Here is a 22,496-nt window from a genome sequence, read left to right as displayed (position 1 = left end):
GGCGGCCCCTCGGACGACCGCCCGTCGTCGGTGCCCGGCACGGCCGGATAGCGCGCCCGTCCCTTCACCGCACCGCCGTGCCCGCCTTCGGCACGCCCTGCACACGTGGACAACCCGCACACGCGGACAACCCGCACACGTGAACAGCCTGCACACGCGAACGACCCGCACACGCGAACAAGAGGTACCCGAGTGATGAGTCTCCGACCGGGGCGGCCCGCACCGTCCGAGGCACGTCCGCCCCGGCGCGCTCCCCTGCCCAGGCACCACGAGGAGGCCGTGCTGGACGTGGTCGTGCCGGTGTTCAACGAGGAGAAGGACCTGGAGCCGAACGTACGGCGGCTCCACGCCCACCTGCGGGACACGTTCCCGTACCCGTTCCGGATCACCGTCGCCGACAACGCCAGCACCGACGGCACCCCGCGCATCGCCGCCCGGCTCGCGGAAGAGCTGGTCGAGGCGGAGTGGATACGGCTGCCCGAGAAGGGGCGCGGGCGGGCGTTGCGCGCGGCCTGGTCGGCGTCGCGGGCACCCGTGCTGGCATATGTCGACGTGGACATGTCCACCGGGTTGGCGGCGCTGCTGCCGCTCGTCGCACCGCTGATCTCGGGCCATTCCGACCTGGCGATCGGCACCCGGCTCGCGCCCGGCTCCCGGGTGGTGCGCGGGCCCAAGCGGGAGGCCATCTCCCGCTGCTACAACCTCCTGCTGCGCTGCACTCTCGCGGTCGGCTTCTCCGACGCGCAGTGCGGGTTCAAGGCGATGCGCCGCGATGCGGCCGAGCGGCTGCTGCCGCTGGTGCGGGACGAGGAGTGGTTCTTCGACACCGAACTGCTGGTGCTCGCCGAGCGGGCCGGGATGCGGATCCACGAGGTGCCGGTGGACTGGGTCGACGACCCGGACAGCAGCGTCGACATCCTCTCCACCGCGCTGGCCGACCTGCGCGGCATCGCCCGCATGCGCACGGGCCCGCTCCGCCGCCGCGCGGGACGGGCCGCCGCATGAACACGACCACGGTCTTCGGACGGGAGCAGGCCTCGGCCGCGTACCGCGCGCTCCGGCCCCGCCTGCGTGCCGCCGCCCGCCGCCACGGCCCGGTCCTCGCCCTGTTCGGCGCCTTCAAACTCGTCGGCCTCTGCTCCTTCATGTTCCTGCTGTCCTCCACCGGCAGCTTCCGCGACAAGCACCCCCGTTTCGGCGGCGGAGCGCACCCCTGGGACGTGCTGGCCACCTGGGACGGCTGGTGGTACCAGCAGATCGCCCTGTACGGCTACGACCCGGAACTCGTCCCGATCCCCGGCGCCACGGGCCTGATCACTCTCGAGGGCAACTCGGCCGCGTTCTTCCCGCTCTACCCGGCGCTGATACGGCTGACCATGACGGTCACCGGCCTGGGCTCGTACGGCGCCGGCATGCTGGTCTCCGTCCTCGCCTCGTTCGCCGCCGCCCTCGGCATCCACGCGGTCGCCGAGTGGTTCGGGGGCCGGCGGGCCGGTCTCGCCGCGGCCGGGCTGTGGGCCGTGTGGCCCGGGTCCGGCGTCGAGTGGGCGGTCTACTCCGACTCCCTGTACGTCGCCCTCGCCGCCTGGGCCTGCTACGCGGTCATGAACCGCCGCTGGCTCACCGCCGGTTTCCTCGCCCTTGCGGCCGGCCTCAACCGGCCCACGGCCGGGGCGCTGATCGCCGGGATCGGCGTCGCCGCGCTGCTCGCGCTGCGCCGACGCGAGGACGGCCCCCTGCGCCCGCTGCTCGCCCTCGCGCTGGCCCCGCTCGGCCTGGTCGGCTACCTGCTCTGGGTGGGCCACCGCATGGGCGACCCCGGCGGCTACTTCGCGCTCCAGTCGGGCGCCTGGGCGCACGAGTTCGACTACGGCAGGCAGACCTTCGAGGTGCTGACCTCCGTCCCCGTGGGCCGCTTCACCTACCTGTTCGCGTTCCCCTTCGCGGACGTGATCGGCGTCGGGGTCGTCCTGCTGGCCCTCGCGCTCGTCCCCCTGCTGCTGCGGCTGCGCCCGCCCGCGGTCCTCGTCGTCCACACGCTGCTGACCCTCGTCCTGGTCCTCGGCAGCCAGCAGATCTTCGCCAACGTCTCCCGCTACCTCCTCCCGTGCTTCCCGCTGTTCGTCCCGCTCGCTGTCGGGATGCGCCGGCTGAGCCTGCCCGTGCAGTGCTCCCTGTTCGGCATCGCAGCCCTGGCCTCGGGCTCGTACGCGGGGTACGTGCTGTTCGAACTCGGGGTGCCGTGAGTGGGCCCCGCCCGGCAGGCCCGTGAGCGGTTCGTGGGTCCGTGAGCGGACGGCCCGGCCCACCCGGCCGGGGGGCGGCGAGCGGGGGCGGTGCTCAGGCGTGCCCGCCGGAGCCCGGACGGGAGTGCGGGTCCGTCAGAGCCTGCCGGTAGAGGTGGTGGGCCCACACCTGCAGGCCGAGGGCGGCCTCCACGTACTCGCGGGCCGCGGCCACGTCCTTGCCGGCTTTCTCCTTCAGCGCCAGGGCGCGGGAGTGGCGGTACTCGGCCTGCTCGCGGACGGCCCCGCACAGCACGTCCACCAGTTCTCCGGCGGAGCCGCTCTCCAGGGCCCGCTCCGCCACCGGGATCACCGGGCCGACGTCGAGCCCGGCCGGTTTCAGTCCCGTGAACCCCGCGCCCTCGCCCTGGCGGTGCAGGCGCACGACCGTCTCGAAGAACCAGCGCTCCGCCACCTTCCGGGCGTCCGGGCCGAGCGTGCGCACCCGGGCCGCGGCCCCGAATGCCTCACGGACCTCCGCTTCCGCATCCGCGTGGACGTACGGGAGGACCAGGTCGACGTCCGTGTCCTCCAGCGCCCGGCGCGCGGCGGTGACGACGGGGCCGTCGAGGGAATCGCAGTGCGGGGGCATTCCGGACCACCTCGCTCCCGATGGGCTCCTGGTCCCGAGCCTATGCCCCCGGACGCGGAGGCGCCTCCGGGTGTGTCGTACCGTTTTCGGTCCGGCCCCGCGCGTCGTACGTTGAGACCGTGGACGATTCACCGGAGACCGGCCGCCCCGGGGCCGTGGTGCCGGAGCACGGGGAGCCGCACCCGGCCGGCGGCCTGGGGACCAGACTGAACTGGCTGCGCGCCGCCGTGCTGGGCGCCAACGACGGCGTCGTCTCCACCGCGGGCCTGGTGGTCGGCGTGGCGGGCGCCACCGACTCGCGCTCCGCGCTGCTCGTCGCGGGGCTCGCCGGGCTGCTGGCCGGCTCCCTCTCGATGGCCGTGGGCGAGTACGTGTCCGTCAGCACTCAGCGCGACTCCGAGCGCGCCGCCCTGGCCACCGAGCGCCGCGAGCTCGCCGAGACGCCCCGGGCCGAACTCGCCGAACTCACCCACTTGTACGAGGAGAAGGGCCTGCCCCCCGCGCTCGCCCGGCAGGTGGCCGAGGAACTCACCCGCCACGATGCCCTGGCCGCCCACGCCGAGACCGAACTGGGCATCGACCCGAAGTCGCTGACCAATCCGTGGCACGCCGCCCTGGCCAGTTTCGCCGCGTTCACCGTCGGGGCCCTGCTGCCGCTGCTGGCCATCGTGCTGCCGCCGCCGGGGACCCGCCTGTGGATCACGGTCGGCGCGGTGCTGGTCGCCCTCGTCGCCTGCGGCTGGAGCAGCGCCGTGATGGGCGGGGCGAGGCCGCGCCCCGCGGTGCTCCGCAACATGGCCGGCGGCACCCTGGCCATGGTGATCACCTACGGCGTCGGGGTGCTGCTGGGCGCCACCGTCGTCTGACCGCTGCCGCGCGTACCCGCTGCCGCGTGTGCCCGGAGCCGCGTGTGCCCGGAGCCCCGGGGACACTGCGCGGACCCGTCGTGCCGCCGACCGGCAGCGGGCCCGTCCGAACGGCCGCTTTGCGGCCGGGCACGGGGCACGGGCAGGAAACAGGCAGGGCGTGCGGGGGAAGAGCCCCCGGCGGGGCGGGTGCGACAGCCCGCAGCACCTCATGGGCGACCGTTGTCGTACCAGTCCAGGCAGAGTACGGCCGCGTCGTCCTGCAGGGTGCCGCCGTGGGCCCGGAGCACCTCACCGGTCAGGGCTCGGACCACTTCGCGCGGGTGCAGGTGGCCGGTCCTCTCGATCAAGAGGGAGAGGTCGAGGTCCGTGCCGCTGTGTTCGAGCATGCCGTCGGTGAGCATGACCAGGCGGTCGCCCGGCTCCAGGTCCAGAAACTGCACGTCGTAGGTGTGCGGGAACGGGGTGCCGAAGGGCAGGTCGGCGTGGAGAGCGACCTCCTGGGCCCTTCCCCGCCGCAGCCTCAGGGGCCTGGGGTGGCCGGCGTTGACGATCCGGGCCCGGCCGTCCCTCAGGTCGATGCGCAGCAGCTGCCCGGTGGCCATCGCCCGGTGGCCGTGGTCGAGCAGGGCCCGGTCGGCCCGCTCGGCCTGTTCTCCCAGGTCTGCGCCGACCCGCCTGGCGCCCCGCAGTGCACCGGTCAGCAGTGTGGCCGCCAGCGCGGAGGCGACGTCGTGGCCCATCGCGTCGGTGAGGGAGAGGTGCAGGGCATCGCGGTCGAGGGCGTAGTCGAAGGTGTCGCCGCCGATGCTCTCGGCCGGCTCCAGCGCGCCGGCGACCGCGAACCGGCCCGCCCGGCAGGCCAGGGCGAGGGGCAGCAGTTGGTGCTGGATCTCGGCGGCCAGGGTCAGCGGCGTGGTGCGCTGCCCCCACTGGTAGAGGTCGGTGAAGCGCCGGTCGGTGATGACGACGTAGGCCAGGACGTGCGCGGCCTCGTCGATCTCCCTCAGGTCTGCGGGGCCCGGGCGCCGCTGCACGAGGAGTTCCAGCAGGCCGATGGAGTCCCCTCGGCTGGTCACCGGGGCGATCACCCGCACCGGCCCCCCGCGCCCGCTCTCCCCGCCGTCCTCCACGTACAGCTGCTGGGTGCGGATCACCCGGTCGTGGACGGTGCCGGCCAGTTCGACGACCGGTGCGTTCATGTCGTCCGCGGCTTCGCCGACGTCTCCGGAACTTCCCAGGCGGACCAGCGAATTGCCGGAGAAGTCGGTGATGAGGAAGGACACCGACGCGGCGTCGAACCGCTCCCGGATGCGGGAATTCACCGCGCCGACCGACTCCGCCGGCGGTACGGCCTCCGCAGCCGCCAGCAACCCGGTCGGCCAGACGGGTTCACCGGCCACCTCCTGCTCCTCTCCCGCGGAACGACGGCGCTTGCCCGGTGTGGTCCATCATGCCCGCGTTCGGTGCGCCCTGCCCGTGGGGCGCCGTCTGCCGCCCCCCGTCCGGAGGCCCCGCCACCCGCGGGCCGGAGGCGGTCACAGGCCGGGGGCGCCCCAGACGGGGAACCAGCGGCCGAGGTCGGGCTCGATCCGCACGTCGTCCGAGAGCAGGGCCCTGACCTGGAGCTCCAGGGCGTTGTCGCGCCTCTCCGCGGCGCCGGGCAGGGGCGCGAAGGGGTAGAAGGTGCCGCGTTTGTAGAGGTAGACCAGCGCGAGGGAGCGCCCCTCCGCGTCGCGGAAGCCCATCAGGGAGCAGAGCAGGTGCGGGCCGAAGCCCGCGTCCTGCAGGAGGGTGTTGACGGCGTGCAGGTCGTTGACCAGGGAGGCCGTGTCGTCCGGGTCCCGGCGGGTGAGGAGCCAGGTGTAGCCGTACTGGTCCTCGTGGAACTCCACGGGCGCACCGCCCGGCCCGGTGCCGCCCCCCGGCCCGGTGTCGGGGCCGGTGTCGGTGTCGAGCAGGTCGCGCACCTCGGCCCGGACCCGGGAGAAGGCCCCGCCCTCGACCCCGGCGAAGCAGACCGATCCGAGGCCGGTGGGGGCGAACCCGGCGCCGGCCCGGAGGGTGATCGCGGCGGCGGGGAGACCGAAGAGCCGGTCCAGGTCCGGGCGGACCGGCTTGCTGCGTCCGAGGATGGTGTCGAGGAGTCCCACGGCGGTCAGCCCCTGCCGAGCTGGGCGGAGATGCGGCCGAGCTGCTCCAGCCGCTGCTCCAGGGTCGGGTGGGAGGAGAGGAGGTTGGCCAGGCTCGTCCCCGGGGAGAGGGCGGGGGCGAACCAGAAGGCGTTGTAGGGCTCGGCCCGGCGCAGGTCCCGGGTGGGGATGCGGGCCATCTGGCCGGTGACCTTGGTGAGTGCGGAGGCCAGGGCGGAGGGACGGCCGGTCAGGAGCGCGCCGGTGCGGTCGGCGGAGAGTTCGCGGTAGCGGGAGAGCAACCGGGTCAGCAGGAAGCTGATCACGTACACCACCGCGCTGACCAGCGGGACCAGCACCATCACGAGGCCGGTGGTGCTGTCGCGGCTGCGGCCGATCCCTCCCCACAGGGCGACCCGGGTCATCACTCCGGCGAGCACGCCGAGGAACGAGGCGATGGTCATCACCGCCACGTCCCGGTGGGCGACGTGCGAGAGCTCGTGGGCGAGGACGCCCTCGAGCTCGTCGGGCTCCAGGCGGCGCAGCAGCCCGGTGGTGGCGCAGACGAGGGCGTTGCGCTGGTTCCGGCCGGTGGCGAAGGCGTTGGGCACGTCGCTGTCGGCGACGGCGACCCTGGGCTTGGGCATGTCGGCCAGGGCGCACAGCCGGTCCACGGCTCCGTGGAGCTCGGGGGCCTGCTCGGGGGTGACCTCGTGGGCGCCCATGCCGAAGGCGGCGATCCTGTCGCTGAACCAGAACTGGGCGACGAACAGGCCTCCCGCGACGACCGCGACGATCGGCCACGACCTGCCGAACAGTGCGATCAGGACCCCGACGAAGACCACGTAGAGGAGGCCGATGAGGAACATGGTGGTCACCATGCGGGTGACCAGTCCCCGGTCGGGGGCGAAGCGGGTCCGTGGCACGGCTGGACCTCCGGGTGACGGGCGCCCGGGAGGCGGTCTCCCGAGCAGGGGCTCATGCGTAGATTGTCCCTCTTGGAAGTGTTTGCCGGAGGTGGAGAGCGGCTCCGCCGGGTGGCGAGGGAGGTGACGGGGGGCGGCGGGGGCTCGGCCGTGGCTCGCGGCGCCGCCGCGAAAGGGCGGGCCGCGAAAAGGGTGGGGCCGCCGAGGGGCGGTGCGGCGGATGAGCGGGCGCATAGGGTGTCGGCATGACTGATCTTCAGATCCGGCCGGCGGCCGTGGAGGACATTCCCGCGATCGTGGCGATGCTGGCTGACGACCCGCTGGGGGTGCAGCGGGAGTCCCCGGACGACCTCACCCCCTACCACGAGGCCTTCGCCCGCCTGGAGGGCGACCCCAACCAGCACCTGACGGTCGCGGTCCGCGACGGCCGGGTGGTCGGGACCCTGCAGCTCACCGTGATCCCGGGGCTGTCGCGGCGCGGGGCGACCCGCACGGTCGTCGAGGGCGTCCGGGTCCACGCGGACGAGCGCGGCGCGGGGCTCGGCGCGGAGCTGGTGCGGTGGGCCGTGGAGGAGTCCCGCGCCCTGGGTGCGAGCCTGGTCCAGCTGACCTCGGACCGCACCCGCGAGGACGCGCACCGCTTCTACGAGCGGCTGGGCTTCACCGCCTCGCACGTGGGCTTCAAGCTGGCGCTCTGACGCCCGCCCGGCCGCCCTCTCCCCGGTCGCCCCGCTGCGGAGAGGGCCGTCCCGCAGCGGAGAGGGCCGCCCCTTACGGCCCGGACCGCTCCGGGGCGGGGGTGCCGGGGGCGGCGCAGGCGCTCTGCAGGAGGCCGAGGCCGCGGCGGGTGGCGGCCAGGAGGACCCGGTCCTGCGGCCCCAGGACGTGCCCGGGGTGCAGGTTCCACTCCAGTCCGGTGCCCAGGTGGCGTGAGCCGGTGTGCGGGGTGGTGGCCAAGTCCGGCTGGCGGTCGTCCGGGGACGACAGGTCCAGGGCCAGTACCCGCCAGGCTCCCGGCCGGAACGCCTCGGCGATGGTGCGGCCCTCCAGTTCCGGGCAGCCGCCGACGTCCATGGCCGCTATCAGCAGCACGCCGCGCTCGACCGCGACCGCCCCGAGGACGTGCCTGCCCATCATGGCGCCGGCGAACGAGGGGGCGGTCAGGGCGGAGACGCTGCGGCTGCGGGTGAGGGCGTCCGGGTAGGAGTCGCGCAGGGCCTGGTTGACGGTCGCGGCGAAGCGGTCGTCGAACAGCCGGAGCACCACCCGCAGGACGGGGTTGCACTCCCGGGCGTACAGGGCCGTCTCCAGGTTGATGCTGTCGTTGCTGGTCAGGGCGAGGAGGGCGCGGCTGCGGCCGATCCTGGCGGCCTCCAGGACGCCCTCCTCGGTGGCGTCCGCGACCAGGACGGGCACCTTGAGGCTGCGGGCCAGGGCGATGCCGCGCGCGTTCTGGTCCCGTTCGACGCACACCACCGGGATGCCGAGCGCGTGCAGCCGGTCGAGCACCCGGGTTCCGATGCGGCCCAGGCCGACGAGGACGACGTGGTCGGCGGTGCCGCGCGGCGGGCGGCGCAGCCCCGAGGCCGCCCGGAAGGTGCCGTAGCTCTCCAGCACGACCGCCAGCAGCAGGGGCAGCAGCAGCATGCCGCTGAGCGCGGAGAGCAGTTGCAGGATCCGCCGTTCCGGTTCCTCGTCGAGGGCGGGGTCGCCGATGGCGAAGACGTCCAGGAGGGCGAGGTGCGTCGCCTCCAGGAAGGGCTTGCCGGTGATCTTCCAGGTCAGGAGGGCGAAGAGGACGACGACGGCGGCCAGGCCGGCGATCGCGGCCCGCAGGCGGCGGGAGAAGAACGATCCGAGGGGGAACGCACCGGGCAGGCGCACCGGGGGCGTGGTGCGCGGCTCGTCCCGGGTGATCGTCTCCAGCACGATCACCCGCCGGTCGGGGTCGGCCGCGGCCACCACGGCGTCGGCGGGCAGCAGCCGGGGATGGTCGGAGTGCGCGGTGACCCCGGTGGTGTCGGTCGCGTCGGAGGGGTCGGAGTCGCCGTCCCCCTCCAGGTCGCCGCCCTCGGTGACGGCGGCGGGGGCGGACATCAGGGCCAGGGTGCACAGGGCCGGCTGGACCCCCGCCTCGGAGGCGGGGCGTTCGACGGCCCGCAGCAGCATGCCGTCGGCCTGCACGGTCTTGCTCACGCCGGCCACCGCCGCGGCGACGAGCGCGGGGGCGGCGGTGTCGGCGTCGGACAGCACGGTGGTCGTGGCCGCGAGCGAACGCCGGTCGAGGCCGGGCAGGCGTGCGGAGACGGCCCGGTCCAGCAGGTCCTCCAGGCGGCGGCCGAGCTTGCGCTTGAACAGCCGTACGACCAGGCGCACGTCGGGGTTGAGCCGGCGGGCACGCAGCGCCAGGTGGATGTTCTCCTGGTCGTCCTCCGAGGTCAGGGCCAGGGCGGTGGCCCGGTCGACGCCCGCGTCCAGCAGGGCCGCGTCGTCGTACCCGGGCACCTCCAGCACCTCCACCAGGCCGTCGCTGTCGTCCGCGAGGGCGGCGATCCACGGGCCGTAGCCGCGGCGCAGCGAGGGCACCAGCACGGTGACCTCCTCGCCGTAGAGGCCGGCCAGTTCGCGGGCGAGGCGGTAGGCCAGGGCGTCGTCGCCGCACACCACCATGTGGCCGTCGCGAGGGGCGCGGTCCGGTGCGGCGGGCGCGGCCGCCCTGCCCCGGACGGACGGACGGGCGGGCCGCGGGGGACGGAACGGGCGGAAGGGGAAGCGGGACCGGGGGAAGGGCAGTGGCGGCACCGGCCAAGAGTGCCCGACGGAGGGCGTTTGCCGACACCCCGTCAGGGACGGTCGTCCGGGAACCGCCCCCGGCCGTCCGGAGGGGAACGGGCCGGCCCGCCCCGTTCCCGCTGCCGCCGCCGTTCCCGCTGCCGCCGCCGTTCCCGCTGTCGCTGCCGTTGTCGTCGCCGTTCGCGGTCATGGACCGGGTGCGGGGTGGGTAATCAACGGGGGATCCGTGCCGCGCGGTGTTCCGGCGGCCCGGCCGTCCGCCCGTCCCGTGCGGCCCCTCCCCGCGGGGCCGGCCCGTGAGCAGTGAGGTGTTGCGTGGTGCACGACGTGGCCCGTCGCAGGGAGCTGGCCCTCGGGGCGGCCGTCCGTTCCGGCCTGGTGGGCCCGGACGCGCCGGTGGCGGGGCTGCTGGACGTCGACGGGGTGCGGGAGACCGTGGAGGAGCTGCACGCGGCGTTCGACGGCCCGGGGGAGGTGCTGCACACCTTCGCGGCCAAGGCGTGCGGTCTGGTGCCCGTGCTGCGGCTGCTGGCGGACGCCGGCATGGGGTGCGAGGTCGCGGGGCCCGGCGAGACCGCCCAGGCGCTGGCGGCCGGTTTCGTGCCCGAGCGCATGGTGCTGGACTCCCCCGCCAAGACGGTGGCGGAGCTGGAGTTCGCCCTGGCCGCGGGCACGGCGGTCAACATCGACAACTTCCAGGAGCTGGAGCGGGTGGACGCGATCGTCGCCCGGGACGGGGCGCCGTCCGCGCCGCGCGTGGGCCTGCGGGTCAATCCGCAGGTGGGCGGGGGGAGCATCGGGGCGACGAGCACGGCCACCGCGACGTCCAAGTTCGGTGTGGCCCTGGGGGACCCGGGGGCGGAGCAGAGGGTGGTGGACGCCTTCGTGCGGCGGCCGTGGCTGCGGAGCCTGCACGCGCACGTGGGCTCCCAGGGGTGCCCGCCGGAGCTGATGGCCCGGGGGGTGCGGGTGCTCCACGAGCTGGCCGGGCGGATCGACGCCGAGGCCGGCGAGCAGCGGGTGGAGACCCTGGACATCGGCGGCGGGCTGCCGGTGAACTTCGACGGCGACGAGGTCCGGCCGACGTACCGCGACTACGTGGCGGCGCTGCGCGGGGCGGTGCCGGGGCTGTTCGACGGCAGGTACCGGCTGGTCACGGAGTTCGGACGGTCGGTGCTGGCCAGGCACGGCACGATCGCCTCGGTGGTGGAGTACACCAAGTCCGCGGGCGGGCGGGCGATAGCGGTGACGCACGCGGGCGTCCAGGTGGCCGCGCGCACGGTCCTCGACCCCGGGACGTGGCCGCTGCGGGTGCTCGCCCTCGACCGGGCCGGCCGGCCCAAGGAGGGGCCCCCGGTGGTGCAGGACGTCGCCGGGCCGTGCTGCTTCGCGGGCGACCTGACGGCCCGGGGGCGGGAGCTGCCCCTGCTGGAGCCCGGTGACGTGGTGGCGCTGCTGGACACCGGGGCGTACTACTTCTCGGCCCACTACTCCTACAACTCGATGCCGCGCCCGGCCGTCCACGGCTACCGGGTCGACCCGGCGGGCCGGGTGCGGTTCGCCCCGATCCGTTCGGCGCAGACGATCGCGCAGGTGGTCGCGGAGAGCGGCCCGGAGCACGCGGAGGCCCTCCTGGCGCTCTGACACCCGGGCCCGCCACCCCAAGAACGAGGGCATATTTTCATACCGAATCGTCCCGTTCCCGGGCCGATTGTCGCCGCTGCGTGCCCGCAGTGTCACAGACGGTCGACAGGGCCCCGTCGGCGCCGCCCCGGACCGCCGCGCGGCCCCATGGTGGCTGACCGACAGCGGTCGCACCGCAGCTCCCCCGTAGGCGCCCTGCCGTGGCTGCCGCGCGCCCGCCCGGAGGTGTACTGGATGACGACCGACCGGACGCTGTGGTCGTACGCGCAGATCGCCGCGCACATCGGGGTACGGACCGACACGGTCCGCTCGTACCGCAAGCACGGCCTCCTGCCTCCCCCGGACGTGACCGAGGGCGGCAGACCGTTCTGGTACGCCGACACCGTCCGCGCCTGGAGCGCCGCCCGCCCCGGCAACCGCCGCCGCCCCCGCTGACGACCACCGGACCGCCGGGCCGCCGCCGTCCGCCGCCCGCCGATCCGGATCCCGGGGACGACCCGCCCTCGTCCGCCCGGGCTCCGGCCACCCCGGCACCGGCCCCCGGCACCGGCCCCCGACCCCGGCTCCCGTCCGTCGCATCCGACGGGCGGGGGCCGGCTCCGTTCCCCCCGGACGCGCGACACGGCGACGCACACTCCGCCCCCACAGGAGGGAATACCCCAGGGGGGTATAGTGTTGATCCCGTTACCGCCCATGAGAGCACGGAGGAAGATCCCATGTCCGTAACCGCTGTCTACAACGTCACCGGCATGACCTGCGGCCATTGCGAGAAGGCGGTCACCGAGGAGGTCTCCGCCCTTCCCGGCGTCGCCGAGGTCAAGGCCGACGCCGCGGGCGGCACGGTCACCGTCGTCTCCGAGAACCCCCTGGAGGAGGACTCGGTGCGCGCCGCGGTCGACGAGGCCGGCTACGAGCTGACCGGCCGGGTCTGATCCGCCCCGGGCCGGTCCGCCTCCCCCGGGACCGGCCCGGCGCAGCGCCCCCCCCGTAAGGAGAAGCCAGCATGAGCAGCACCGCACCGCACACCACCGCCCCCTCCTCCCGTCCCCCGCAGGCCGCGGCGGGCGCCCCCGGCGCGGAGGCGGCCCGCAACCGGGTCGAGCTCTCCATCGGCGGCATGACCTGCGCCTCCTGCGCCGCGCGCGTGGAGAAGAAGCTCAACCGGATGGACGGGGTGAGCGCGAGCGTCAACTTCGCCACCGAGAAGGCCCGGGTCGAGTACGGGGCCGGAATCGACGTCGCCGACCTGGTCGCCACCGTGGAGCGCACCGGCTACACCGCCGCGCTCCCCCGCCCGGAACCGGCCCCGCAGCCCGCCGGCCCGGCCCCGGGCCCGTCCGGTGCGGACGCCGCGGCGCAGCCGGCCGGTGCCGCCGCGGCGGAGCGGGCGGAGGACTCCGCGGAGCTCGACGCGCTGCGGCAGCGGCTGCTCGTCTCGCTGGTGCTGTCGGTCCCGGTGATCGCCATGGCCATGATCCCGGCGCTGCAGTTCACCAACTGGCAGTGGCTGTCCCTGACCCTGGCCGCGCCCGTGGTGGTCTGGGGCGGGCTGCCGTTCCACCGGGCCGCGTGGACCAACCTGCGGCACGGCGCGGCGACCATGGACACCCTGGTCTCGCTCGGCACCCTGGCGGCGTTCGGCTGGTCGCTGTGGGCGCTGTTCTTCGGGCACGCCGGGATGCCCGGCATGACGCACGGCTTCGACCTCACCCCGTCGCGCACCGACGGCTCGTCGGCCATCTACCTGGAGGCCGCGGCCGGGGTGACCGCGTTCCTGCTGCTGGGCCGGTGGCTGGAGGCGCGGTCGAAGCGGAAGGCGGGGGCCGCGCTGCGCGCCCTGATGGAACTGGGCGCCAAGGACGTGACCGTGCTGCGGGACGGGCGCGAGGAGCGCGTCCCGGTGTCCGCCCTGGCCGTCGGCACGCGGTTCGTGGTCCGGCCCGGGGAGAAGATCGCCACCGACGGGGTGGTCGTCGAGGGCCGCTCGGCCGTGGACGCCTCGATGCTCACCGGCGAGTCGGTGCCGGTCGACGTGGCGGTCGGCGACTCCGTCACCGGCGCCACGGTCAACGCCTCCGGCCGCCTGGTCGTCGAGGCCACCCGGGTCGGCTCGGACACCCAGCTGGCCCGGATGGCGAAGCTGGTGGAGGACGCGCAGCACGGCAAGGCGCAGGTGCAGCGGCTCGCCGACCGGATCTCCGCGGTGTTCGTGCCCGTGGTGCTGGTCATCGCCCTGGGCACCCTGGCCGGCTGGCTGCTGGTCACCGGCGAGCCGGTCGCGGCCTTCACCGCCGCCGTGGCAGTGCTGATCATCGCCTGCCCCTGCGCCCTGGGCCTGGCCACGCCGACCGCCCTGATGGTCGGCACCGGCCGCGGCGCCCAGCTCGGCATCCTGATCAAGGGGCCGGAGGTGCTGGAGTCCACCCGGCGGGTGGACACCGTGGTCCTGGACAAGACCGGCACGGTGACGACCGGCCGGATGGAACTGGCCGGCGTCCACACCGTCGCCGGCACGGACCCGGACGAGCTGTACGAACTGGCCGGAGCCGTGGAGAACGCCTCGGAGCACCCGATCGCCCGGGCCGTGGCCGACGCGGCGGCCGCCCGGCTGCACGCCCCCCTGCCGGAGGTGGCGGACTTCGAGAACGTGCCGGGCCTGGGCGTGCGGGGGACCGTCGGCGGGCACGCCGTCCTGGTCGGCCGCACGCAGCTGGTGCGCCGCGAGGGCCTGGAGATGCCCGAGGACCTGGCCGCCGACCTGGAGCGCGAGGAGGCGGGCGGCCGCACGGTCGTGGTGGCGGCCTGGGACGGCAGGGTGCGCGGACTGCTCGCCGTCGCCGACGCGGTGAAGGAGAGCAGCGCCGAGGCCGTGCGCGAGCTGCGGGCGCTGGGCCTGAGGCCTGTCCTGCTGACCGGCGACAACCGGGCGGTGGCCGAGGCCGTGGCCCGCGAGGTGGGCATCGACGAGGTGATCGCCGAGGTGCTGCCGGAGGAGAAGGTCGCCGTGGTGCGGCGGCTCCAGGAGGAGGGCCGGACGGTGGCCATGGTCGGCGACGGCGTGAACGACGCGGCGGCGCTGGCCCAGGCGGACCTGGGCCTGGCCATGGGCACCGGCACGGACGCGGCGATCGAGGCCGGCGACCTGACGCTGGTGCGCGGCGACCTGCGGGCGGCGGCGGACGCCATCCGGCTCGCGCGCCGGACCCTGGGCACCATCAAGGGCAACCTGTTCTGGGCCTTCGGCTACAACGTGGCGGCGCTGCCGCTGGCCGCGGCGGGCATGCTGAACCCGATGATCGCGGGTGCGGCGATGGCCTTCTCGTCGGTGTTCGTGGTGACGAACAGCCTGCGGCTGCGCACGTTCCGCTGACGGCGGCGGCGAGATGCTCGGCCGCCGGCCGTCCCGCCGCGGGGCGGGCCGGTCAGCGGCCGAGCATCTCGCCGCCGTTGCAGTGGAGGATCTCGCCGGTGATGAAGCCCGCCTCGGAAGAGGCGAGGAAGACCACCGCGGAGGCCACCTCGTCGGGCCGGCCCACCCTGCCGACCAGGGTGCGGCCGGCCCGGCGCGTCAGTTCCGCCTCGTCCAGGCGTGCCCCGAAGAAGTCGGTGCCGGCGACGGTGCCGGGGGCGACCACGTTGGCCGTGATGCCCTGCGGGCCGAGCTGGGCGGCCAGGGAGTGGTTCCAGGCGTGGAGGGCGGCCTTCGCGGCGCCGTAGGAGCCGGCGCCGCGCAGCGCGGCGACCGAGGTGACGGTGACGACCCGGCCCCCGTCGGGGGTGATCCGGTCGCGGGCCGCCTCGGTGAGCAGCACGACGGTGAGCACGTTGCGCTCGAAGTCCCCGCGCCAGCGGGCCAGGACGCCGTGCGGCCCGGCGCCGACCGCCAGCTCCCGGCTGCCCGCGGCGTTGACCAGGACGTCGATCCGCTCGGGGAGACGGGCCAGGACGGCCTCGACGTCGTCGGGGTCGGCGAGGTCGCAGACCAGGGGCACCACGTCCGCCGCGCCGTCGGCGCGCAGCTCCTCGGCGGCCCCCTGGAGGACGTCCCGGCGCCGGCCGATGATGGTGACGTGGTCGCCCAGCGCTGCGAAGCGGGCCGCCACTGCGCGGCCGATGCCCGTTCCACCTCCGGTGACCACCACGTTGCGCCCGGACGCCTCGATCATCACTGCTCCCCTTGCTGTTTTTCCCTGCACAACGACCCCGGCGGAAAAGGGGTGTTCGCGAGGGAGAAAACGCTACGCGACGGGCCCGCGGGCCGTGCGGGCAGGGTCGCCGGAACATGTGACACAGGTCACACATCCACGTGTACAACCTTTTCCCGGGCCGCGAGTCAAACCCGTCAGCACCGGGCCTCCGGCGGGAGGCCCGGGAAGGTGGACGCACAGGACCGTCGTGGGGGCGGACCCGGGCGTCCCGCCGGGGCGGAGTGGAGCGGAGAGCTTGAGCGGCCCTCCCGGCCATCCCGTTCCGGCACGGCACGCGGACGCCCTCGAGGGCGCACGCGGGTCGCTCGCAACGCCCGGCCGGACCCGTGGGGGGATCCGGTCCGGGACGAGCCCGGTCGGACCCGTGGGGGGATCCGCCCCGGGAAACAGGGCGCCCCGTACCGGACCCGTGGGGGGATCCGGTACGGGGCGCCGCTGCGTTCGCGCCGGGCGGCCGGGTCAGCGCTCCTCGACGGGCACGTAGTCGCGGATCTCCACGCCGGTGTAGATCTGGCGGGGGCGGCCGATGCGGCTGCCGGGCTCGCGGATCATCTCGGTCCAGTGCGCGATCCAGCCGGGCAGGCGGCCCAGGGCGAACAGCACGGTGAACATGGTGGTCGGGAAGCCCATGGCCCGGTAGATCAGGCCGGTGTAGAAGTCCACGTTCGGGTAGAGCTTGCGCTCGGTGAAGTAGTCGTCCGACAGCGCCCGCTCCTCGAGCTTGAGGGCGATGTCCAGAAGCTCGTCGGACTTTCCGAGGGCGGAGAGGACGTCGTGCGCCGCCGCCTTGATGATCTTCGCCCGCGGGTCGAAGCTCTTGTAGACGCGGTGCCCGAAGCCCATGAGCTTCACGCCGTCTTCCTTGTTCTTCACCTTGTTGACGAAGGAGTCGACGTCCCCGCCCTGCGCCTGGATGCTCTCCAGCATCTCCAGCACCGCCTGGTTGGCGCCGCCGTGCAGCGGGCCCCACAGGGCGCTGATGCCGGCCGAGATGGAGGCGAAGAGGTTGGCCTGGCTGGAGCCGACGAGGCGGACCGTGGAGGTGGAGCAGTTCTGCTCGTGGTCCGCGTGCAGGATCAGCAGCTTGTCCAGCGCGCTGACCACGACGGGGTTGATCTCGTACTCCTCCGCGGGCACCGCGAAGGTCATGCGCAGGAAGTTCTCGACGTAGCCCAGGTCGTTGCGCGGGTAGACGAACGGGTGCCCGATGGCCTTCTTGTAGGCGTAGGCGGCGATCGTCGGGAGCTTGGCGAGCAGCCGGATCGTCGAGAGGTGGACCTGCTTCTCGTCGAACGGGTTGTGGCTGTCCTGGTAGAACGTCGACAGCGCGCTGACCACGGACGACAGCATGGCCATCGGGTGGGCGTCGCGCGGGAAGCCGTCGTAGAAGCGTTTGACGTCCTCGTGCAGCAGCGTGTGCTGCGTGATGTCGTCGCGGAAGCCGGAGAGCTGGTCCACCGTGGGCAGCTCGCCGTTGATCAGAAGGTAGGCGGTCTCCAGGAAGGAGCCGCGCTCGGCGAGCTGCTCGATGGGGTAGCCGCGGTAGCGGAGGATCCCCTTCTCGCCGTCGAGGAACGTGATCGCGGACTTGTAGGCCGCAGTGTTCCCGAAACCGCCGTCCAGGGTGACCAGACCGGTCTGGGAGCGCAGCTTGGAGATGTCGAAGCCCTGGTCACCCACGGTGCTTTCGACGATCGGGTAGCTGTGCTCGGAGTCCCCGTACCGCAGTACTACAGAGTTGTCGCTCACGTGATCCCTCACCGACGATTTTGCCTCTATTTTTCGAGGTGCCCTGACTGCCACTACCTTCCCCCATTTGCCGGAGGCCCGTGCACCCGGGGTCGACCGGACGGCCGAAAGGTGGCACGCAGTGCCCCTATCCTCTCCTTTCCGGGCCCGGTTGTGGAGGGCTCACAAGTACTGGCCGCCTCCCAGCCGGTGATCGAGGGCCGTGAAGCGCCGTCCGGCGGAGACCGTCCGCACCGCCTGGCCGATCGCCCTGCGCGATCCCACCAACACGACCAGCCGTTTCGCCCGGGTGACCGCGGTGTAGAGCAGGTTGCGCTGGAGCATCATCCAGGCCCCGGTGGTGACGGGGATCACCACCGCCGGGTACTCGCTGCCCTGGGACCGGTGGATCGTGACCGCGTAGGCATGGGACAGTTCGTCCAGTTCGTCGAAGTCGTAGCCGACCTCCTCGTCCTCGTCGGTGAGCACGGTCAGCCGCTGCTCGTCGGTGTCCAGGGCGGTGACCACGCCGACGGTGCCGTTGAAGACCCCGTTGGCGCCCTTCTCGTAGTTGTTGCGGATCTGGGTGACCTTGTCCCCCACCCGGAAGACCCGGCCGCCGAAGCGGCGCTCGGGAAGGTCGGGGCGGGCCGGGGTGATGGCCTGCTGGAGGAGGCCGTTGAGCGTGCCGGCCCCCGCCGGGCCGCGGTGCATCGGGGCCAGCACCTGCACGTCGCGCCGCGGGTCGAGGCCGAACCTCGCCGGGACGCGGCGGGCGGCCACGTCCACCGTCAGCCGGCCGGCCTCCTCGGTGTCCTCCTCGGCGAAGAGGAAGAAGTCGGGCAGCCCCTGCGTCAGCGGGGGGACCCCGGAGTTGATGCGGTGGGCGTTGGTCACCACCCCGGACTGCTGGGCCTGGCGGAAGATCCTGGTCAGCCGCACCGCCGGGACTGGGCCGCCGTCGTCGAGGAGGTCGCGCAGCACCTCGCCGGCGCCGACCGACGGCAGCTGGTCGACGTCCCCCACGAACAGCAGGTGGGCGCCGGGCGGGACCGCCTTGACCAGCTTGTTGGCCAGCAGCAGGTCGAGCATCGACGCCTCGTCGACCACCACCAGGTCGGCGTCGAGGGGCCGGTCCCGGTCGTAGGCGGCGTCCCCGCCGGGCTTGAGCTCCAGCAGCCGGTGGACCGTCGAGGCCTCGGCGCCGGTCAGCTCGGCCAGCCGCTTGGCGGCGCGCCCGGTCGGCGCGGCCAGCACCACCTTGGCCTTCTTGGCCCGGGCCAGCTCCACCACCGAGCGGACCGTGAACGACTTGCCGCAGCCGGGGCCGCCGGTGAGCACCGCGACCTTCTCGGTCAGGGCCAGCTTCACCGCCTGCTCCTGCTCGGGGGCCAGCTCGGCCCCCGTCCGCTCCTTCAGCCAGGCCAGGGCCCTGTCCCAGTCGACGCCGGCGAAGGCCGGCATGCGGTCCTCCGCGGCGGTCAGCAGCCTGCGCACCTGCCCGGCCAGGGAGAGCTCGGCGCGGTGGAAGGGCACCAGGTAGACGGCGGTGACCGGGTCCCCGCCGTCCGGGGCGGGCACGCTCTCGCGCACCACGCCCTCCTCCTCGACCAGCTCCGACAGGCAGTCGATGACCAGTCCGGTGTCCACCTGGAGCAGCTTGACCGAGTCGGCGATCAGCACCTCCTGCGGCAGGTAGCAGTGCCCCTGGTCGGCGGACTGGGACAGGGCGTACTGCAGGCCTGCCTTGACCCGCTGCGGGCTGTCGTGCGGGATGCCGACGGCCTGCGCGATCCGGTCCGCGGTCAGGAAGCCGATGCCCCACACGTCCGCGGCCAGCCGGTAGGGCTCGTTCTTCACCACGGAGATCGAGGCGTCCGCGTACTTCTTGTAGATGCGCACCGCGATGGAGGTGGAGACCCCGACCCCCTGGAGGAAGACCATGACCTCCTTGATGGCCTTCTGCTCCTCCCAGGCCGCGGCGATCATCGCCGTGCGCTTGGGCCCCAGGCCGGGGACCTCGACCAGCCGCTTCGGCTCGGTCTCGATCACCTCCAGGGTGCCGGTGCCGAAGTGCTCCACGATCCGCTCGGCGATCCGGGGGCCGATGCCCTTGATCAGGCCGGAGCCCAGGTAGCGGCGGATGCCCTGGATCGTGGCGGGCAGGACGGTGGTGTAGTTCTCCACCGCGAACTGCTTGCCGTACTGGGGGTGGGAGGCCCAGCGGCCGTGCATGCGCAGGCTCTCCCCGGGCTGGGCGCCGAGCAGTGAGCCCACGACGGTGAGGAGGTCGCCGGCGCCGCGGCCGGTGTCCACCCGGGCGACGGTGTAGCCCGTCTCCTCGTTGGCATAGGTGATGCGCTCGAGGACCCCCTCGAGCACGGCGAGCCGGACCCCACCGGCCGGAGCCTCGGCGCTGCCCACGGCGTGCCCTCCCTCTGCGCTGTCCCCGTCCGACGTTACCGGCCGGGGCCGACACCGCGCGCACCCCTGTGGACAACCCCGGCCACGGGCGCAGCCCCGGCCCCGATTGCGGTCCGTCACGCCCGGCCACGGTCCGCCGCGCGCCGGGTCACGATCGGGTCTCGAACCCGGCCCCACCCCGCGTCCGGGGGTTGACCGGCTCCGTGTAATCGTTTCCAATCGGCGGTGTAATCGTTTCCACGGGGTTTCCCGGCGGTTTCCGCCGGGGCGGCCCGTCCCGGGTCGGCCCGACCGACCGCCCGACTGCCGAAGGGTTCCGACGATGGCGAGCATCAAGGACGTCGCCGCCCGCTCCGGGGTGTCCGTCGCGACCGTCTCCCGCGCCCTCAACGGCCACCCCTCGGTGTCCCCTGCCACCCGGGAGCGGGTGGCCGCCGCGGCGGCCGCCCTCGGCTACCGGCCCAACGCCGTGGCCCGCTCCCTGCGCACCCACCAGACCCGCACCCTCGGTCTGGTCATCAGCGACGTCCTCAACCCCTTCTTCACCGAACTGGCCCGCGCCGTGGAGGACGCCGCCCGCGCCCTCGGCTACAGCGTCGTCATCGGCAACGCCGACGAGGACCCGCAGCTGCAGGACCACCACATGAGCACCCTGCTGGAGCGCCGCATCGACGGCCTGCTGGTCAGCCCCACCGACGGCGGCTCGGCCCTGATGACCGACGCCGCGGCCTCCGGCACCCCCATGGTCTTCGTGGACCGCTGGATCCCCGGCCTGGACGTGCCCGTGGTCCGGGCCGACGGCCGCGCCGCGGTCCGCGACCTCGTCGCCCACCTGCACTCCCTCGGCCACCGCAGGCTCGCCATCATCGCCGGGCCTGCCGCGACCACCACCGGCAACGAGCGCGTCGACGCCTTCCGGGAGGCGATGCGCGAGTTCGGCCTGCCGCTGCCCGAGGAGTACATCGGCCAGGGCGACTTCCGGGCCGCCAGCGGACGCCGGGCCACCGCCCGCTTCCTGGACCTGCCCGAACCCCCGCAGGCCGTCTTCGCCGCCGACAACCTGATGGCGCTCGGCGCCATGGACGAGATCCGCTCCCGCGGGCTGCGGGTCCCGCAGGACGTGGCGCTCGCCGCGTTCGACGACATCGCGTGGTTCGTGCACACCGACCCGCCGATCACCGCCGTCGCCCAGCCCACCGCGGAACTCGGCCACGCCGCCGTGCGGGCCCTGATCGACCGCGTCGAGGGCCGGGAGGCCGCCTCGGTCACCCTGTCCGCCCGTCTGGTGGTGCGCCGGTCCTGCGGCGAGCCCGAAGGGAGCAAGCGTTGAAGACCCCCGTGACCCCGGACGGCCGCCGGGCGCCGGCCGGCGGCGAACTGCTGCGCATGGAGGGCGTGCGCAAGGTCTTCCCCGGCACGGTCGCCCTGGACCGGGTCGACTTCGACCTGCGCCGCGGGGAGGTGCACGTCCTCCTCGGCGAGAACGGCGCCGGCAAGAGCACCCTGATCAAGATGCTCTCCGGCGCCCACCGCCCCGACGCCGGCCGCATCCTCGTCGACGGCGAGCCGGTGCGCATCGGCAGCGCGCAGGACGCCGAGCGCCTGGGCATCGCCACCATCTACCAGGAGTTCAACCTCGTCCCCGGCCTCAGCGTCGCCGAGAACATCTTCCTGGGCCGCCAGCCCCGCAGGTTCGGCCTGGTGGACCGGCGGCGGATGAACGCCGACGCCGCCGCGCTGCTGCAGCGGGTCGGCGTGGACGTCGACCCGCGCACCCCGGTGGCCGAACTGGGCATCGCACGGCTGCAGATGGTGGAGATCGCCAAGGCGCTCAGCCTGGACGCCCGCGTGCTGATCATGGACGAGCCGACCGCGGTGCTCACCACCGGCGAGGTCGACAAGCTCTTCCGGATCGTGCGGCGGCTGCGCGAGGACGGCGTCGGCGTCGTCTTCATCACCCACCACCTGGAGGAGATCGCCGCCCTCGGCGACCGCGTCACCGTCCTGCGCGACGGCCGCAGCGTCGCGGAGGTCCCGGCCGGCACCGACCAGGACGAGCTGGTGCGGCTGATGGTCGGCCGCAGCATCGAGCAGCAGTTCCCGCGCGAGCGCGCCGGGGCCGGCGAGCCGCTGCTGCGGGTGACCGGGCTGACCCGCCGCGGCCACTTCGACGACGTCAGCTTCGAGGTGCGCGCCGGCGAGGTCGTCGGCCTGGCCGGGCTGGTCGGCGCCGGGCGCACCGAGGTCGCCCGCGCCGTCTTCGGCGCCGACCCCTACGACTCGGGGACCGTCGAGGTCCTCGGCCGCCGCCTGCCCCGGCACGACGTGGGCGCCGCCCTGGACGCGGGCCTCGGCCTGGTCCCGGAGGACCGCAAGGGCCAGGGGCTGGTCCTGGACGCGCCCGTGCACGAGAACCTCGGCCTGGTCACCCTGCGCCGCGCCACCCGCGCAGGCCTGGTCGACCGGGCCGGGCAGCGCCGGGCCGCGGGTCTGATGGCCGAGCAGCTGCGTGTGCGCATGGCCGGCCCGGACCAGCACGTGCGCACCCTGTCCGGCGGCAACCAGCAGAAGGTCGTCATCGGCAAGTGGCTGCTGGCCGACGCCAGGGTGCTGATCCTCGACGAGCCGACCCGCGGCATCGATGTCGGCGCCAAGGTCGAGATCTACCAGCTGGTCAACCGGCTGACCGCGTCGGGGCACGCGGTCCTGATGATCTCCAGCGACCTCCCCGAGGTGCTGGGCATGAGCGACCGGGTCCTGGTGATGTCCCAGGGCCGGATCGCCGGCGAACTCCCCCACCGGGAAGCGACCCAGGACGCCGTCATGGCCCTGGCAGTGAAAGAGACGGAGGGCTCCCGTGGCCACTGACACACTCGACAGCGCGGGTCCGGCCAAGGT

At 74.1% G+C, this 22,496-nt stretch carries 17 protein-coding genes and 1 pseudogene; 10 read left to right on the top strand and 8 right to left on the bottom strand.

Features of this window, described 5'->3' with window-relative positions; translation table 11 throughout:
- Positions 1-255: 255 nt before the first annotated feature.
- Together GQS52_RS18045 and GQS52_RS18040 are read left to right on the top strand one after the other, a co-directional pair.
- A pseudogene (locus GQS52_RS18045) lies at positions 256-960 on the top strand (dolichyl-phosphate beta-glucosyltransferase); the annotation flags it as partial.
- A 41-nt stretch (positions 961-1,001) separates the two neighbouring features.
- Positions 1,002-2,246: a glycosyltransferase family 39 protein gene (locus GQS52_RS18040; protein ID WP_182314403.1), complete on the top strand. Its 1,245-nt coding sequence runs from the start codon at positions 1,002-1,004 to the stop codon at positions 2,244-2,246.
- A gap of 94 nt (positions 2,247-2,340) precedes the next feature.
- Here GQS52_RS18040 and GQS52_RS18035 read toward each other — a convergent pair whose 3' ends face one another.
- The gene (locus GQS52_RS18035; RefSeq protein WP_182314402.1) at positions 2,341-2,877 is read right to left on the bottom strand and encodes a DUF6448 family protein; all 537 of its coding nucleotides are present in this window, start codon (positions 2,875-2,877) and stop codon (positions 2,341-2,343) included.
- 155 nt (positions 2,878-3,032) lie between these two features.
- Here GQS52_RS18035 and GQS52_RS18030 point away from each other — a divergent pair, with 155 nt between their 5' ends.
- On the top strand, positions 3,033-3,743 hold the full coding sequence (locus GQS52_RS18030) for a VIT family protein (RefSeq protein WP_259371144.1): 711 nt from the start codon (positions 3,033-3,035) through the stop codon (positions 3,741-3,743).
- 209 nt (positions 3,744-3,952) lie between these two features.
- Here the strand turns inward: GQS52_RS18030 and GQS52_RS18025 are convergent, their stop codons facing one another.
- The 3 genes from GQS52_RS18025 to htpX all read right to left on the bottom strand — a co-directional run bounded on the left by GQS52_RS18025 (position 3,953) and on the right by htpX (position 6,801).
- The gene (locus tag GQS52_RS18025) at positions 3,953-5,146 is read right to left on the bottom strand and encodes a PP2C family protein-serine/threonine phosphatase (RefSeq protein WP_182314400.1); all 1,194 of its coding nucleotides are present in this window, start codon (positions 5,144-5,146) and stop codon (positions 3,953-3,955) included.
- A 135-nt stretch (positions 5,147-5,281) separates the two neighbouring features.
- Positions 5,282-5,896 carry a hypothetical protein gene (locus GQS52_RS18020; RefSeq protein ID WP_182314399.1) on the bottom strand — a complete coding sequence of 205 codons (615 nt, stop codon included), beginning with the start codon at positions 5,894-5,896 and terminating at the stop codon, positions 5,282-5,284.
- A 5-nt stretch (positions 5,897-5,901) separates the two neighbouring features.
- The gene (htpX, locus tag GQS52_RS18015) at positions 5,902-6,801 is read right to left on the bottom strand and encodes a zinc metalloprotease HtpX (protein ID WP_182314398.1); all 900 of its coding nucleotides are present in this window, start codon (positions 6,799-6,801) and stop codon (positions 5,902-5,904) included.
- 245 nt (positions 6,802-7,046) lie between these two features.
- Here htpX and GQS52_RS18010 point away from each other — a divergent pair, with 245 nt between their 5' ends.
- On the top strand, positions 7,047-7,499 hold the full coding sequence (locus tag GQS52_RS18010) for a GNAT family N-acetyltransferase (protein WP_182314397.1): 453 nt from the start codon (positions 7,047-7,049) through the stop codon (positions 7,497-7,499).
- Between the two features lie 73 nt (positions 7,500-7,572).
- On the opposite strand, the gene GQS52_RS18005 is transcribed toward GQS52_RS18010, so the two are convergent.
- Positions 7,573-9,603, bottom strand: a complete 2,031-nt coding sequence (locus GQS52_RS18005) for an NAD-binding protein (RefSeq protein ID WP_259370841.1) — start codon at positions 9,601-9,603, stop codon at positions 7,573-7,575.
- Positions 9,604-9,909: 306 nt separating this feature from the next.
- Between GQS52_RS18005 and GQS52_RS18000 the strand changes: the two genes are divergently transcribed.
- The 4 genes from GQS52_RS18000 to GQS52_RS17985 all read left to right on the top strand — a co-directional run bounded on the left by GQS52_RS18000 (position 9,910) and on the right by GQS52_RS17985 (position 14,608).
- The gene (locus GQS52_RS18000) at positions 9,910-11,238 is read left to right on the top strand and encodes a diaminopimelate decarboxylase (protein ID WP_259370840.1); all 1,329 of its coding nucleotides are present in this window, start codon (positions 9,910-9,912) and stop codon (positions 11,236-11,238) included.
- A gap of 234 nt (positions 11,239-11,472) precedes the next feature.
- Positions 11,473-11,673, top strand: coding sequence for a MerR family DNA-binding transcriptional regulator (locus tag GQS52_RS17995; protein WP_182314395.1), 201 nt, complete (start codon positions 11,473-11,475; stop codon positions 11,671-11,673).
- A 281-nt stretch (positions 11,674-11,954) separates the two neighbouring features.
- Entirely contained in the window at positions 11,955-12,170 is a 216-nt protein-coding gene (locus GQS52_RS17990; protein WP_182314394.1) for a heavy-metal-associated domain-containing protein, read from the top strand.
- Positions 12,171-12,241: 71 nt separating this feature from the next.
- Positions 12,242-14,608 carry a heavy metal translocating P-type ATPase gene (locus GQS52_RS17985; protein WP_182314393.1) on the top strand — a complete coding sequence of 789 codons (2,367 nt, stop codon included), beginning with the start codon at positions 12,242-12,244 and terminating at the stop codon, positions 14,606-14,608.
- A 52-nt stretch (positions 14,609-14,660) separates the two neighbouring features.
- On the opposite strand, the gene GQS52_RS17980 is transcribed toward GQS52_RS17985, so the two are convergent.
- The 3 genes from GQS52_RS17980 to GQS52_RS17970 form a co-directional block, all read right to left on the bottom strand.
- Positions 14,661-15,404 (bottom strand): SDR family oxidoreductase, encoded by a 744-nt coding sequence (locus tag GQS52_RS17980; protein ID WP_182314392.1) that lies wholly within the window; start codon positions 15,402-15,404, stop codon positions 14,661-14,663.
- Between the two features lie 501 nt (positions 15,405-15,905).
- Positions 15,906-17,195, bottom strand: coding sequence for a citrate synthase (locus GQS52_RS17975; RefSeq protein WP_182314391.1), 1,290 nt, complete (start codon positions 17,193-17,195; stop codon positions 15,906-15,908).
- A 162-nt stretch (positions 17,196-17,357) separates the two neighbouring features.
- Positions 17,358-19,598, bottom strand: a complete 2,241-nt coding sequence (locus GQS52_RS17970) for an ATP-dependent RecD-like DNA helicase (protein ID WP_182314390.1) — start codon at positions 19,596-19,598, stop codon at positions 17,358-17,360.
- Between the two features lie 322 nt (positions 19,599-19,920).
- Between GQS52_RS17970 and GQS52_RS17965 the strand changes: the two genes are divergently transcribed.
- Positions 19,921-20,928: a LacI family DNA-binding transcriptional regulator gene (locus GQS52_RS17965; RefSeq protein ID WP_182314389.1), complete on the top strand. Its 1,008-nt coding sequence runs from the start codon at positions 19,921-19,923 to the stop codon at positions 20,926-20,928.
- Positions 20,929-20,984: 56 nt separating this feature from the next.
- Positions 20,985-22,466, top strand: coding sequence for a sugar ABC transporter ATP-binding protein (locus tag GQS52_RS17960; RefSeq protein ID WP_182316541.1), 1,482 nt, complete (start codon positions 20,985-20,987; stop codon positions 22,464-22,466).
- Positions 22,467-22,496: the final 30 nt, after the last annotated feature.

This window comes from Streptomyces sp. SCUT-3 (assembly GCF_014083985.1).
Taxonomy (GTDB): domain Bacteria; phylum Actinomycetota; class Actinomycetes; order Streptomycetales; family Streptomycetaceae; genus Streptomyces_H; species Streptomyces_H thermolineatus.
This window is presented reverse-complemented; position numbering and strand designations above follow the sequence as displayed.